The sequence below is a fragment of the Vibrio sp. 1731 genome (assembly GCF_033339955.1).
Classification (GTDB): Bacteria; Pseudomonadota; Gammaproteobacteria; order Enterobacterales; family Vibrionaceae; genus Vibrio; species Vibrio alginolyticus.
In genome coordinates this window covers 247,124-261,568 of the sequence record NZ_JAWOVO010000004.1, presented here as the reverse complement: position 1 = coordinate 261,568, position 14,445 = coordinate 247,124, and the positions used below count along the sequence as shown (strand labels likewise).

The following is a 14,445-nucleotide window of genomic DNA, read 5'->3' as shown; positions in this document are numbered from 1 at the left end:
GAGAAATCAGATTGCGGTGAGAGAGAGCACGGTCATAAAATTTTACGCCCACTTAGGGGCAACCGTACTCTATAAGAAAGGTTAATCTAGGTATTACTTAGCTTCGATATGGTCGATCATCAATTGCAATGATTGATTACCACGAAATTCATTCACATCCAGCTTATACGCGAGACGTACTGTTTTAACCGATGCATCTGGCCATCGACGTAGATCAACATTGAATGCAATGCCGTCGATCATCACATTGGTAGGGTGACCTTTATAAAGCGGCTCTAACATCAATTTAAGATGCTTCTCACCCACCAGCTTTTGATGCAGTACTTTAAACTCACCATCAAAGATTGGTTCAGGGAAGGCTTGTCCAAAAGGGCCACCCGATCGCAGCAGTTCAGCAACATGCATAGAGAACTCTTCCGGCTTAAGTTCACCATCTGACATGATCACGCCTTTTAGCGCCGCTTCATCGAGTTCCTTTTTTACCACTTCATCAAACAAACGACTGAAACGCTCAAAATCCTGCTCTTTAATCGTTAAGCCTGCTGCCATGGCGTGTCCACCAAACTTGATGATCAAACCCGGGTTTTGCGTGTCGATGAAATCCAACGCATCGCGCATGTGTAGCCCCGGAATAGAACGACACGAGCCTTTAATCGTCCCTTCTCCGCCATCAGCAAATGCAATGACTGGACGGTGAAACTTCTCTTTAATGCGCGAAGCCAAAATACCAATCACACCTTGATGCCAATCACGTTGGAATAAGGCTAGGCCATAAGGAAGCTCATTGCCTTCACCAAACTGAAGGCGCTCACAGAAAGCCATCGCTTCTTGCTTCATGCCTTCTTCAATCTCTTTACGAGTCTGGTTCAAGCCATCCAATTCACTTGCCATGCGACGAGCTGTGTGGATGTTGTTACACATCAGCAGTTCAACACCGAAAGACATGTCATCAAGACGACCTGCAGCATTAATACGTGGACCTAAAGCAAAGCCAAAATCGGACGCAACTAAACGACGCGCATCGCGCTTCGCGACCTCAATTAACGCTTGGATGCCGGGACGCGCTTTGCCCGCACGAATACGTTGCAAACCTTGGTGTACAAGAATGCGGTTGTTTTCATCCAATGGAACGACGTCGGCGACGGTACCCAGTGCAACAAGGTCAATCAGTTCCATCAACTTGGGCTCTTGCATCCCCTGTTCTGCAAACCAATTGTGTTTTCGCATATGAACGCATAGTGCCATCATGAGATAAAACGCGACCCCCACACCCGCAAGCGCTTTAGATGGAAAGCTACAGCTCTCAAGGTTTGGGTTCACCATTGCATCCACATCAGGCAACACTTGTCCTGGTAAGTGGTGATCGGTAACGAGCACGGTAATGCCATTTTCTTTTGCGTAACGCACACCTTCGATTGATGAGACGCCGTTATCCACCGTCATGATCATCTCAGCGCCAAGCTCTAAGGCTTGGTCAACGACTTCTGGACTTAACCCATAACCGTCTTCAAAACGATTTGGCACTAAGTAATCCACATTGTGACTACCAAGCATACGCAGCGCGAGTACTGATAATGCTGAGCTTGTCGCGCCATCAGCGTCAAAATCACCGACAACGATGATGCGTTTTTGTTCTTTTATCGCCTGAAACAAAAGATCGACAGCTTGCTCAATCCCCCCGAGTTTTTGATATGAATGCAACCCACGGGCCGACGTTTCTAATTGTGAAAGATCCGTTATCCCACGGTTGATGTAGATACGTTTAAGAATCGGAGGAATGGAATCAGGAAGAAGGGAAAGATCAGGTTCAGGACGTCGTTGAATTTCTATCATGCTTGAAAGAGCCGACAACTTTGCCGGCTCTGCTCCTAATGGATTATAGTTGCTTTAAACGTTTCAATAGCTCTGCAGGTGGTAGGTAGCCACCAACCATTTCGCCATTCGGTAAGAAGATTGCTGGCGTACCAGAAATACCCAATTGGCGACCTAGATTGTAATGCGCCTGGATGGTTTCTTTACATTGTTTTAAGTCTTTCGCAGGGTTATCAAATGTACGATTCACTTTCGCGTTGTGCATTGCCGACGCCGGATCTTCAGCACACCAAATCGTTGCCATTTGCTCTGCCACAGGGCCAGTTGCACCTTGGCGAGGGTAAGCCATGTAACGCACTGTAATACCTAGGTCATTATAGCCTTGCATTTGGCTATGCAGACGCACACAGTAACCACAGGTGATATCTGTGAATACGGTCACAACATACTTTTCATCGTCGGCTTTGTATTCGATCATGCTATCGGAGAACTGCGCAATTTTCTCGGCGTTAAGCGGCGCTTGACGCTCTGCTATGACATCTTTGTAACTGCCATCATCATTAATGGCATAAAGCGTACCGGCGATAAAATGGCTACCATCATTTGAAGCAAACAGGATCCCGCCATTGGTTTGAATTTCCAATAAGCCAGCGACGTCTGATGGTTGAATATCAACGATAGATAAACCAAGCTTTGAGAACTTAGTCTTTAATGCTGCTTCATCAAAGCCGCTTTGTGCAGCTGGCGCCACTTGTTGTGCAGGAGTCTCCGTTTGAGCCTGACTTTCTTCTGCACCACAAGCGGTAACAAAAAATGGTAAAGTCAGCAGAGTTAGTCGGCGTAATACGCTCATGAAATTCACCTTAATGTAAAATCGTTTTTCCAAGAAGACATGGATGAATCTAACCATTGTTATGCTCTTGGGTGGTGTTGACTGTGGATCTGCTTCAATCGTTCAGTCGCCACGTGAGTATAAATTTGCGTGGTCGATAAGTCACTATGTCCTAAAAGCATCTGTACGACCCTGAGATCTGCGCCATAGTTCAATAAATGCGTGGCAAAGGCATGACGCAGTACGTGCGGCGACAGCTGATCAGTATCAATCCCTGCTATCAAAGCATAGTACTTAATACGGTGCCAAAACGTCTGACGAGTCATTTGTCTTGCGCGTTTACTAGGAAAAACAATATCAGATGATGTATCACCAAGTAACGCAGGGCGCCCTTGTTGAATGAACGTCTCGATCCAATCGACCGCGTTTTCCCCCATAGGAACCAGACGTTCTTTACCACCTTTACCAGTCACGCGCACCACCCCTTGGCGCAAGCTAACATTTTCCATGGTCAAACTGACGAGCTCTGTCACACGCAACCCTGTCGCGTAGAGTAGCTCTAGCATCGCTTTATCGCGCAATTCTATAGGGTCATTCGGGTCTGGCGCTTCGAGCAACGCGTCCACTTGCTCTTCACTAATATCTTTAGGTAAACGTTGTGGCAGTTTAGGACTAACCAAGAGCGCACTCGGGTCATCAGCGCGCACCTTCTCACGATGCAGGTATTGGAATAAACGGCGAATCGCCGACAACATACGCGCACGAGACGTCTGTTTGTAATCTAAATCTACAAGGTGGCTTTGATATTCTTGCAAGCCAGACAAACTGATAAAATCAAGACGGTATCGATGTTTTTCCATCCACACGAGCAGCTTCATTAAATCGTTTCGGTAGGAAGCCAACGTGTTCTCTGATAGGCCACGCTCCATCCACATCGCATCTAAGAATTGCTCAACAAGCGAAAAATCTTGTTGATTGACAGGCTGTTGTGCCGTCATGAATGCTTCCTTATCTGTTTATATTTACAGTATTTAGATTAAAGCACCTGCCAATCCAATACCATAAAAAATCATCCCACATAGGATATTCGCTGCAATCTTCCTCAATTTATGGTTAGAATCTTCCACAACAGCAACACAAATAACGACGAATATAATGAAAATCGGACTCTTTTACGGCTCAACGACCTGCTACACCGAAATGGCAGCAGAGAAAATTCGTACCCTTATTGGTGAAGACCTTGTCGACATTCACAATGTGAAAGAGACACCGTTATCACTAATGGCGGACTACGACTTATTACTCCTTGGCATCTCAACTTGGGATTTTGGTGAAATTCAAGAAGATTGGAACGCGATTTGGCAAGACATCGCGACCACACCACTGAAAGGCAAAATTGTAGCGCTGTTTGGTCTGGGTGACCAAGAAGGTTACGGAGAGTGGTATTTAGATGCGATGGGCTTACTTCACGATGAATTGCAAGCCACAGGCGCAACCTTTATCGGTTACTGGCCAAATGAAGGCTACGAATTTGAAGCATCGAAAGCATTGATCGAAGATGGCAGCAAGTTTGTTGGACTTGCGTTAGATGAAGACTCACAGTACGAACTGAGTGATGAACGCATCGAAAAATGGTGTGAACAAGTTCTTGTGGAATTCCACGACACGCTTTAATAGCGCAAACACGTCATCATTAAAAAGTAAAAAGCCCGATGAATTACTTCATCGGGCTTTTTATTATCTTGATAACGCGAAGTGATTACGCGGTTTCTTGTGCTAGCTCTGGGCGAGGTTTCGCGATGAAGAACATGCACACGATAGCCGCAAATGTTGGAAGCACCCAACCCATGCCGACTTCGAATAGTGGCAACATGTTAAACGCAGAAACATCAATACCCGATACTTTTGCCGCATCAACTAACGCAAACAGCAGAGATACAAGCAGTACTGCACGGTAAGCAAAGCGTGGATTCGGCAGTTTGCTGCGCACAAATGTTAGTGCAACCAACGCAATCGCAACAGGGTACAGCGCAAACAATACTGGCACTGACAGAGAAATCAGCTGCGCAAGACCAACGTTTGCAACCAATGCACAAACAGAACCATTAATCAGTACCCATTGCTTGTATGACAGTGGTGTTTTCGAGCTGAAGAAATCTGAACACGCAGAAATCAAGCCAATCGCGGTTGTCAGACACGCTAGCAATACGATGACAGACAGAACGATTTGACCGTATGGACCAAACAACGCTTGAACGTATTGGCTAAGCACTAGGCCACCATTATCAGCACCAGCAGCAACCGTTGCACTCGTCGCACCTAAGTAAAATAGTGAGATGTAAACAAACGCAAGACCAGCAGCAGCAATACAACCTGCATAGATCAGATATTTAGTAGTTGCAGAGCGCTCAGTAATGCCTTTACCGCGCAGTGCATCAACCATCAGCATACCAAACATCAATGACGCGAACGTATCCATTGTGTTGTAGCCTTCTAAGAAGCCTTTGGTCAGAGGCTGCGTTAGATATTCACCGTGCGCGCCAATCATATCGCCCTGAGGATCAAGGAAGACAGCGACAGCAAGAATGATCAAACCAACGAACAATGCTGGTGTCAGTACTTTACCGATAAGATCGATCAAACGGCCTTGGAACCATGAGAACATCATCGCTGCGATAAAGAAGATCACTGAGAACGCTGTCAGATGCGTTTGTGACGCCTCAAGGAAGAAAGGTTTCACCGCCATCTCGTAAGCCACTAGGCCTGTACGAGGCGCTGCAAACGCTGGACCAATGATGATGAAAATCAGTGCAGCCATAAGAACTGCCGCTTTTTTCGGAAGATCTTGCGTCAAGTGATCCCAAGAACCACCAGCAACAGCAATAGCAACGATAGTAATAAGAGGTAGACCTACCGCTGTTAGCAAGAAACCAAACATAGCTGGCATTAAGTTTTCACCCGCTAACTGACCCGCTAGAGGTGGAAAGATAATATTGCCCGCACCTAAAAAGAACGCAAATAGCATAAAGCCTACTGCGATAATATCTGTTAGTTTTAACGTCTGCTTCACAGATAACCCTTGTCTTTTAATTAATGAATGTTGTGTATGCTTAGACCACTTTTTGTATACCTAAAGTCAATAAGTACACGTGGTTCAATCTATAAAATTTTCGCCGCATAATGACGAAAGACTCATCATTTGGCAACCTTTAAGAAAAAAACACCATATTAATTTAGTTTTCAAACTTAAAAGCAGTGGATATAACCAGATCCAAATAACAGACCAGTTCTTTATCTCGATCAATTAACAATACAATTTAATAACCAACAAAACAACAATCTATACAATTAATAAACAATAGAGCAATCTACTTAATTATTGAGCAAATATAAAACAATCATGAAGAACCAAAAACTGAAAACTAAAGGCTTCAATTTTAAGCAATTTTGTATTGAGGGCGGCGAGAGTGGTATGCCAGTCAGCACAGATGGGGTAATGCTTGGTGCTTGGATTCAAAGCCCTAACGACGCTAAAATTCTCGATATTGGCACTGGCACTGGCCTGCTTGCCCTGATGTGTGCTCAACGCTTTACAGAAGCTGAAATAACCGCGGTCGATATCGAATTAACAGCCGTTGCTGCCGCGCAAAAAAATATGGCCCAGTCTCCTTGGTCAGATCGTGTAAGTGTGCATCACACCGACATACTGCACTTTACGCCGACACATCCATTCCAACGCATCATTTGTAACCCGCCCTACTTCAACAGCGGCGAGCAATCGAAACACAGTCAACGTGCAACCGCGAGGCACACTGATACGCTAGGCCATAACGTATTGCTGCAGCGTTGCTATCATTTGCTTGATGACGAAGGGAGGGCTAGTTTTGTGTTGCCAATCACCGAAGGCGAGCAGTTCATTGAGCTAGCATTAAACCAAGGTTGGTATCTATCGAGGATCTGTCGCGTGCAACCGTCAGAAAAGAAACCAGTACACCGATTGTTATTTGAACTGTCAAAACGACCTTGCGATTCGCAAACGTCACATTTAATTATCCGTTCAAATGACGGCTATAGTGATGATTTCATCCAGTTAACTCGCGAGTTTTATCTTAAGATGTGAAATAACATGTGATCCTTATCACCAATCACTTTATAATGTGCGACCTTTTTGTATTCTATGCTGTTGTGGCGAACCATTAACCAAGCTTTGCTTGTGGAGAACTCATTGTGATCAGAACCTTTGCTGAACTTGATCTAGACCAAAACCTACTTGAAGCCATTGAAGAGATGGGTTACGAACGCCCAACAAAAATTCAGGCAGAAGCGATTCCACAAGCGTTGGACGGTCGTGACATTCTAGCGTCAGCGCCAACAGGAACTGGTAAAACGGCCGCCTTCGTCCTGCCAGCATTGCAATACTTGCAAGACTTCCCTCGTCGTAAGCCTGGGCCTGCGCGTATTTTGATCCTAACGCCTACTCGCGAACTGGCGATGCAAATTGCCGATCAAGCACGTGCTTTGGCAAAAAATACCAAACTCAACATTTTCACCATCACTGGTGGTGTTCAGTACCAAGAGCACGCCGACATCCTTGCAACAACGCAAGACATTGTGGTTGCAACACCTGGCCGTTTAAAAGAATACATTGATGCAGAACGTTTTGATTGTCGTGCAATCGAATGGTTAATCCTTGATGAAGCAGACCGTATGCTAGATATGGGTTTTGCTCCTACTGTCGATCGCCTATCTAACGAATGTCGCTGGCGTAAGCAAACCCTTCTGTTCTCAGCAACGTTAGAAGGGAAAGGCGTAGAAGGCTTTACCGCTGATCTGTTGAATGACCCAGCAGAGATCGATGCAAAATCGCCGCTGCGTGAGCGTAAGAAAATTGCTCAGTGGTACCACCGAGCTGATGATGCTGAACACAAACTAGAATTACTAAAACACATTATTACTCAGCAAGCTGAGCGCACTATCGTCTTTTTAAAGACTCGTGAGCGTTTGGCTGAGCTACGAGCGCAGCTTGAAAGTGCACAGATTCCATGTTCTTGGATTCAAGGTGAAATGCCGCAAGATCGTCGTAACAATGCGATTTCTCGCTTCCGCGATGGAACTGTGAACGTGCTGCTCGCGACGGACGTTGCTGCGCGTGGTATCGATCTTCCGGATGTATCACACGTTATCAACTACGACATGCCGCGCACGGCTGATGTTTACCTTCACCGTATCGGCCGTACGGCTCGCGCAGGTAAGAAAGGTAACGCTATCTCAATCGTAGAAGCACACGACCAACCAATGATGGATCGCGTTGCACGTTATGTGAAAGAAGACATCAAAGAGCGTTTCGTGAAAGAGATGCGTCCTAAACACAAAAAGCCTGTGTTTAAGAAGAAAAAGAAAAAAGACGACAAGAAAAAAGTAGCGAAAAAGAAAACCGCTAAGAAGAAGTAATCTTGTTGGGACGAAGTAGCTCAAGCTAAAAAACAAAGGGTTGGCAATGCCAACCCTTTTTCGTTTGTGCTGATAGAGATTAACGTAGACTACGTCTCAATTAGCTTTATTTTTGCTCTTCGCGTTTAAATACTAACTCTGTTGGCGTCGATTCATCTTCCACAAAGTAGTAACCCGCCGTATCAAACTTAGTCAGGTCTGCCACGCTCTCAACACGGTTTTCAATGATGTAACGCGCCATCATACCGCGCGCTTTCTTCGCGTAAAAACTGATGACCTTGTATTGACCATTCTTACAATCTTTGAATACTGGCGTGATCACTTGCGCATCTAAATTCTTTGGCTTAACCGCTTTAAAGTATTCATTTGATGCAAGGTTGATAAGGACATTATCGCCTTGAGCAGAAATCGCTTCGTTAAGCTTGTCCGTAATAACATTGCCCCAAAACTGGTACAAGTTCGTACCCTTGTCGTTTGCAAGCTTGGTACCCATTTCAAGGCGGTATGGCTGCATCAAATCAAGTGGTTTTAGTAAACCATAAAGACCCGATAGCATACGCAGATGATCTTGAGCATATTCGAAGTCCGCTTCAGATAAACTTTCGGCGTCTAGCCCTGTGTAAACGTCACCTTTAAATGCAAGAATGGCTTGTCGTGAGTTTTCAGTGGTAAACGTTTCACTCCACTCTTGGAATCGGCCCACATTTAAATCGGCAATCTTGTCGCTCACTTTCATTAAAGAGGCAACATCAGCAGGAGTCAGTTTGCGGCAAACATCGATAAGCTCTTTTGAGTATTCGACCAACTCAGGTTGAGTAAATTTTTCTGTCGCTAACGGAGACTCGTAATCAAGAGTCTTCGCTGGAGAAACTACGATAAGCATGACTTTCCCTTCTCTAATTTTGTTTTTAATAGGGTACAAAAAAAGCCATGCATTGTCTGCATGGCTTTTTACATCGTACTAATAGCTTTCAACTATGAGTGATAGCTCACTTAGTCTTTTTTATCGTTGTACCAAATGCCTTCTTCAAGCTGAGATTTCAGCTCTGGGAAATCATTCGCATCAAATGTTGGCACTTTGCCTTCACCAAGCTGGCGATTGTAATCTTTGGCCAGTTTAATCACGATGCCAGATAGCAAGATGATCGCCACCAAGTTGACTATCGCCATCAGACCCATAGAGACATCAGCAAGCGACCATACGACTGGTAACGAAGCTAGTGCACCAAACATCACCATACCAAGAACAATAACGCGGAAAATGCTTAAGCCCGCTTTATGATTGTGCTCTAGGAAGATTAAGTTCGTTTCAGCATACGAGTAGTTTGCAATGATTGAAGTAAACGCAAAGAAGAAGATTGCCACAGCAACAAAGATGCCGCCCCAATCGCCAACTTGTGAGCTCAATGCACGCTGAGTTAGCTCGATACCCGTCACTTCTGTTGCTTGACCGACATACTCACCAGACATCAGGATGATAGCCACTGTTGCAGAACAGATAACGATCGTATCCATGAACACGCCTAGCATCTGTACGTAACCTTGAGACGCTGGGTGTGGTGGGTAAGGTGTTGCTGAAGCTGCCGCGTTAGGTGCAGAACCCATACCTGCTTCATTCGAGAATAGACCGCGCTTGATACCGTTAATCATTGCCTGTGCAATTGCGTAGCCAAGACCACCTGCTGCTGCTTCTTGCAGACCAAATGCACTCTTAAAGATAAGCATCAATACATCAGGTAATTTCTCTAGGTTAGAGAACATGATGAACAGCGCTAGGGCTAGATAAAGTAGTGCCATGATCGGAACGATCATCTCAGCAACTCTTGCGATACGCTTGATGCCACCGAAAATAACAATTGCAGACAGTAAAACAACGGCAATACCGACATACAAGTTATTCCAACCAAATGCGTTGCTCATTGCATTGGCAATTGAGTTAGCTTGTACGGCGTTGAATACCAAACCAAAAGCGATGATTAGGAAAACTGAGAACAACACGCCCATCCAACGCATGCCCAGGCCTTTTTCCATGTAGTAGGCAGGGCCACCACGGTAGTTGCCATCATCATCTTTGGTTTTGTATAGCTGCGCCAGTGTGCTCTCAGCAAACGATGTTGCCATACCAAGCATTGCAATCAGCCACATCCAGAAGATCGCACCAGGACCACCCGCAGTCAATGCAACTGCAACGCCCGCCATGTTACCTGTACCAACACGTGCAGCAAGACTAGTACAAAGCGCTTGGAAAGAGGAAATACCAGCTTTGTCTGCTTTACGGCTGTTCTTAAGAACAGAGAACATGTGGCCGAAATGGCGGAACTGAATGAACCCTAATCGAACGGTGAAGTAAATACCAACACCAACAAGAAGATAAACCAGAATCGAGCCCCAGAGGAGATCGTTCATCAAATTGATTAAGTCTGTCATGTGTACCTCAAAGTGAGTTGCGCCAGTCTATGCGTCCTAGCCATCCACCAAATTGCCTGCTAAGTGTCAAAGTGTGCTTAGCTTTTTAAGTAATGTTTATGGGCAATCTAGAATCGTAAACGTCGCTTCATGCATCCATTTTACGTACCAGCGTATTTTTTGACGGGCGGATAATGCAACCTAGGAGCGCAAAAATCAATATGCAACAATGAGAATAACGTTGTTATTTTTCACTATAAAGTCACCAAAAAGTAACATAAATAGAAGACTTAATACTCAAACTGCGCAACATTTCAATTACCAAACACCAACATAAATAATTATTCCTCATTAAATAGAATGGTAAACCGTATAAACAAGAACAAGCTAGTATTCACAAGGTGTTACATAAATTTACGCTAGTGACTTACCATCTAATTGAACACTATTTCATCAAACTGATTTTATGCAACTTTAACCTTTGCGCAGTGCACCCATTCATCAAATCGAATTAACATAGAAAATCTCTCTATTTAATCGTTTTCTTGAGATCGTTTGTGCATTTTTTATCCACATCGTTGCAATAAAAAGTGTGATTTTGAGAATATTTTTGCACGAAAATGTCATGCTACCGACACAAATGCGAAATATATCATGGTTATTCTCACGGCTATTGTGGTACTAAAAAAACTCCACAAGGACTGGTTACAACAGTTTAGCTTAAGAAAGGTAAAGGTGGCTTATGGAAGGCTTTCAACTAGATGACATTTTTAATCTGGATACTACCTCAACAACCAAATCTCGTGCCAAACCAGTAAAGCGAAAGTGGCGTGAAATAGAAGAGATGAACGACAGACGCAATTTGCTTAAAGAGCTGCGCGAACTTGATGTCTGTACCGATTATAACTTGGAAGACATTAAACTCTAATTCAAACAAAAGGCACCTTACAGGTGCCTTTTGTTTTTTGTTTACAGTGACCGTAAACACCGTGAGTTTATGTACCAAGGTTTAAGTATGAATACCATTATTACTCAATGAGAATCTTCCGTACTTTTTGCCGAGAAATATGCACACTAAATTTTCGGTTGATTCCCAATAAATAAGAAATGTATCTCACAAACCCGAGAGACGGCTTTCGCTCGCTCAGGTTTCATCACTCAGGCTTAAACATACTCAGTATCACTTTGACGAACACGTTCGGCCAACTGCTTATAACGATCAGCAATCGTGTCACCAAACACAGGGTCATCCTCACTGACGCTCCATAAGCTCTCGACATGCTGCCAATCTTCTGTGGTAAATAACTCTTCAATGAGAGGCAAAATTTTTCGCTCTTCTAGCTCCAAGTGGTGCCTTTGCGATTCTATGAAATCTTCTAGGTGAGCGACAAACATGTCTTGTGGCACAACAGCATCCTGAAGGATCATCTCTATCACGGATGAAAACTCTCTGGTTTTACTCGCTAACTCTAGATGTTCTTTCTCTAAATTTTCCATGGTTTGTTGCTTACCATAGTGTTCAAGAAAGTGGTGATAGAGGATATCTTCTTTCGGGTGGTGTACTTTCTCCGAATGATTAGAGAGGTAATCAACAATCTCGCTTACTAACGCATAGTTGATTACACGTTCTTTTTTTATCTCATTAAGCTTATGGCGCAGTATCGCCAACAGACGAACCATATAACCATGTTCGCGTCGAATTCTTTCGATCATCATAGCGTCTCTCCTTAACACCTACTTTTAGTAAGTGTACATGAGAAATTTACTATCAGCCTCGAGCGTGCTCAAAAAAACAGCGATCATACCATCCATGATCGCTGTCTCTTCATTTATACCGTTAATGGCAAATGCCAGTTAATTGGTGCTTTTTCTTGTGATGTAAGCAACTGGTTTGCTTGAGAGAAATGCTTACAACCGAAAAAGCCTCGATGTGCAGAAAGTGGCGATGGGTGTGGGGCAGCTAACACATGGTGCTTATTGCGATCGATAAAACGACCTTTCTTCTGTGCATGTGAACCCCACAGCAAGAACACTACACCTTCTTGATGCTGATTAATGGCTTCAATCACTCGATCAGTAAACGTTTCCCAACCTGTCTTTGAATGTGAATGCGCTTTACCTTGCTCCACCGTTAATACCGTATTGAGTAACAATACGCCTTGTTCAGCCCAGCTTTGCAAAAAACCATGCTGAGGGATTTGGAAACCTTCAATATCTTGCGCCAGCTCTTTATACATATTAACCAGTGACGGTGGCGTTTTAATGCCAGGAAGTACAGAGAAACACAGGCCATGCGCCTGATTTGGGCCGTGGTATGGGTCTTGTCCTAGAATCACGACCTTAACGTCTTTGAACTCGGTAAAACGAAACGCGTTAAAGACATCTTTTGCGGGAGGAAAAATAGCTTTGCCTGCGGCGCGTTCGGCTTCAACAAAATTCAAGGTGTCTACAAAGTAGCTCTGCTTTTTCTCTTCGCCGATCACATCGTGCCAAGTGGGTGACTGATTCATGGAAAGTTCCTGTCCTAAATTTTGCTTCTATTCTAACGAGCGAAACTCAAACAAACAAAAACTTACCACGAACTTGAGACAAGTAATAAAAGACTAATGCTTCTGTGGCGTTCGAAAATGCCCCTGTCCGGTAATGTGACGATTAGGCATCGGTAAGCGAAGCACGCGACGAGTGAAAGCATAAGGAGTAAAAGAGAGTGGTCGAGACATGTTGGCATCCTTCTTTGCTAATTCAGAGATTGATGTTCAATGACTAAGAAAGAAAGGTGCCAACTTTGTGGTTACGCCATTAACTGGCAATGGCCGCTAAATGGAATTGACGCAACGTGTTGATCTCTTGCTGCCAAATATCTGGATCAATTGTTTCCAAAATCAGAGGGATACCATCAAAACGAGGGTCTTTCGCGATGTACTCAAAGCAATCCCACCCGATCTCTCCTTTACCTAGCGAATGGTGGCGATCTACTTTGCTGGCAAACTCTACTTTTGAATCATTTAGATGCATTGCTCTTAAATAGTGCATACCTACGATACGGTCGAACTCTGCAAAGGTGCGCTCGCAATCTTCTTTTGTACGTAAGTCATAACCAGCCGTAAAGGTATGGCAGGTATCAATACAAACGCCGACACGATCTTTATCTTCCACTTGCTCGATGATTTCAGCAAGGTGCTCAAACTTCCAGCCTAAGTTAGTGCCTTGACCTGCCGTATTCTCGATAACAGCGATCACATTCGGCACCGCTTTATGCGCAAGATTGATCGACTCGGCGATCGTTGCGAGGCACTCCTGTTCAGAGACTTTCTTTAGGTGACTACCCGGGTGGAAGTTAAGCAAAGTCAGCCCTAACTGATTACAACGCTCCATTTCATCAATAAATGCCGCGCGGGATTTATTCAGCTTTTCTTCTTCCGGCGCACCCAAGTTAATCAGATAAGAATCATGGGGAAGAATATGTTCTGCTCCGAAACCCAGCATTTTACAGTTCGCTTTAAACGCACTGATGGTTTTTGCTTCTAAAGGCTTCGCCACCCACTGGCGTTGGTTTTTTGTAAATAGTGCGAATGCATTCGCGCCAATTTCACGAGCTCTCAACGGAGCTTGATCGACCCCACCAGCAGCAGAGACATGTGCACCAATGAGTTTATTCCCAAGCTTGTTTTTCATGTTTGTCATTTAATCACTTTAGACTTTCAGTATTGCTACCTAAATACAGATAGTTGCGTTAACCAGTTTAAACTTTAATCTCAATTTGTAGTAAATTTACAACAAAAATAGTTATTAAATATTTTTTATATTATCAAATAAATTGTAATTAGTTTGTTTTCAAAGGTTTTATTGATTTAACTCAATAAAATTACCTTAATAAAAATAATGTTTTTGGTTGTTTTTTGACTTAAATCAATATTAAAATAGTGGATATTAGCTATATAATA

At 43.9% G+C, this 14,445-nt stretch carries 13 protein-coding genes; 4 read left to right on the top strand and 9 right to left on the bottom strand.

Annotated elements, in window-relative coordinates; translation table 11 throughout:
• Nucleotides 1-93: 93 nt before the first annotated feature.
• Genes recJ through xerD form a run of 3 tightly spaced genes read right to left on the bottom strand, consistent with a single transcriptional unit; the run spans nucleotide 94 to nucleotide 3,642 of the window.
• Nucleotides 94-1,833, bottom strand: coding sequence for a single-stranded-DNA-specific exonuclease RecJ (gene recJ, locus R7035_RS07180; protein WP_318146039.1), 1,740 nt, complete (start codon nucleotides 1,831-1,833; stop codon nucleotides 94-96).
• Between the two features lie 43 nt (nucleotides 1,834-1,876).
• Nucleotides 1,877-2,665 carry a bifunctional protein-disulfide isomerase/oxidoreductase DsbC gene (gene dsbC / locus R7035_RS07175; RefSeq protein ID WP_005381786.1) on the bottom strand — a complete coding sequence of 263 codons (789 nt, stop codon included), beginning with the start codon at nucleotides 2,663-2,665 and terminating at the stop codon, nucleotides 1,877-1,879.
• A gap of 59 nt (nucleotides 2,666-2,724) precedes the next feature.
• Nucleotides 2,725-3,642: a site-specific tyrosine recombinase XerD gene (xerD, locus tag R7035_RS07170; protein ID WP_005381788.1), complete on the bottom strand. Its 918-nt coding sequence runs from the start codon at nucleotides 3,640-3,642 to the stop codon at nucleotides 2,725-2,727.
• A gap of 157 nt (nucleotides 3,643-3,799) precedes the next feature.
• Between xerD and fldB the strand changes: the two genes are divergently transcribed.
• Entirely contained in the window at nucleotides 3,800-4,318 is a 519-nt protein-coding gene (gene fldB, locus R7035_RS07165) for a flavodoxin FldB (protein WP_262591257.1), read from the top strand.
• An 85-nt stretch (nucleotides 4,319-4,403) separates the two neighbouring features.
• Here fldB and brnQ read toward each other — a convergent pair whose 3' ends face one another.
• Nucleotides 4,404-5,714: a branched-chain amino acid transport system II carrier protein gene (gene brnQ, locus R7035_RS07160; RefSeq protein ID WP_005381792.1), complete on the bottom strand. Its 1,311-nt coding sequence runs from the start codon at nucleotides 5,712-5,714 to the stop codon at nucleotides 4,404-4,406.
• A gap of 330 nt (nucleotides 5,715-6,044) precedes the next feature.
• Between brnQ and R7035_RS07155 the strand changes: the two genes are divergently transcribed.
• Together R7035_RS07155 and srmB are read left to right on the top strand one after the other, a co-directional pair.
• Nucleotides 6,045-6,764 carry a tRNA1(Val) (adenine(37)-N6)-methyltransferase gene (locus R7035_RS07155; protein ID WP_262591256.1) on the top strand — a complete coding sequence of 240 codons (720 nt, stop codon included), beginning with the start codon at nucleotides 6,045-6,047 and terminating at the stop codon, nucleotides 6,762-6,764.
• Nucleotides 6,765-6,871: 107 nt separating this feature from the next.
• Nucleotides 6,872-8,095, top strand: a complete 1,224-nt coding sequence (srmB, locus tag R7035_RS07150; RefSeq protein ID WP_005381797.1) for an ATP-dependent RNA helicase SrmB — start codon at nucleotides 6,872-6,874, stop codon at nucleotides 8,093-8,095.
• 106 nt (nucleotides 8,096-8,201) lie between these two features.
• Here the strand turns inward: srmB and yaaA are convergent, their stop codons facing one another.
• Entirely contained in the window at nucleotides 8,202-8,978 is a 777-nt protein-coding gene (gene yaaA / locus R7035_RS07145; RefSeq protein ID WP_005382848.1) for a peroxide stress protein YaaA, read from the bottom strand.
• 110 nt (nucleotides 8,979-9,088) lie between these two features.
• Nucleotides 9,089-10,522 (bottom strand): alanine/glycine:cation symporter family protein, encoded by a 1,434-nt coding sequence (locus R7035_RS07140; RefSeq protein ID WP_005381800.1) that lies wholly within the window; start codon nucleotides 10,520-10,522, stop codon nucleotides 9,089-9,091.
• A gap of 721 nt (nucleotides 10,523-11,243) precedes the next feature.
• Between R7035_RS07140 and R7035_RS07135 the strand changes: the two genes are divergently transcribed.
• Nucleotides 11,244-11,429 (top strand): DUF3545 family protein, encoded by a 186-nt coding sequence (locus R7035_RS07135; protein ID WP_005381805.1) that lies wholly within the window; start codon nucleotides 11,244-11,246, stop codon nucleotides 11,427-11,429.
• Nucleotides 11,430-11,665: 236 nt separating this feature from the next.
• Here the strand turns inward: R7035_RS07135 and R7035_RS07130 are convergent, their stop codons facing one another.
• From R7035_RS07130 to nfo, 3 genes are all read right to left on the bottom strand, one after another.
• Nucleotides 11,666-12,217 carry a hemerythrin domain-containing protein gene (locus tag R7035_RS07130; protein WP_005381807.1) on the bottom strand — a complete coding sequence of 184 codons (552 nt, stop codon included), beginning with the start codon at nucleotides 12,215-12,217 and terminating at the stop codon, nucleotides 11,666-11,668.
• 113 nt (nucleotides 12,218-12,330) lie between these two features.
• Nucleotides 12,331-13,011 carry a uracil-DNA glycosylase gene (gene ung / locus R7035_RS07125; protein ID WP_005382846.1) on the bottom strand — a complete coding sequence of 227 codons (681 nt, stop codon included), beginning with the start codon at nucleotides 13,009-13,011 and terminating at the stop codon, nucleotides 12,331-12,333.
• A gap of 289 nt (nucleotides 13,012-13,300) precedes the next feature.
• Entirely contained in the window at nucleotides 13,301-14,185 is an 885-nt protein-coding gene (gene nfo, locus R7035_RS07120) for a deoxyribonuclease IV (RefSeq protein WP_005382844.1), read from the bottom strand.
• Nucleotides 14,186-14,445: the final 260 nt, after the last annotated feature.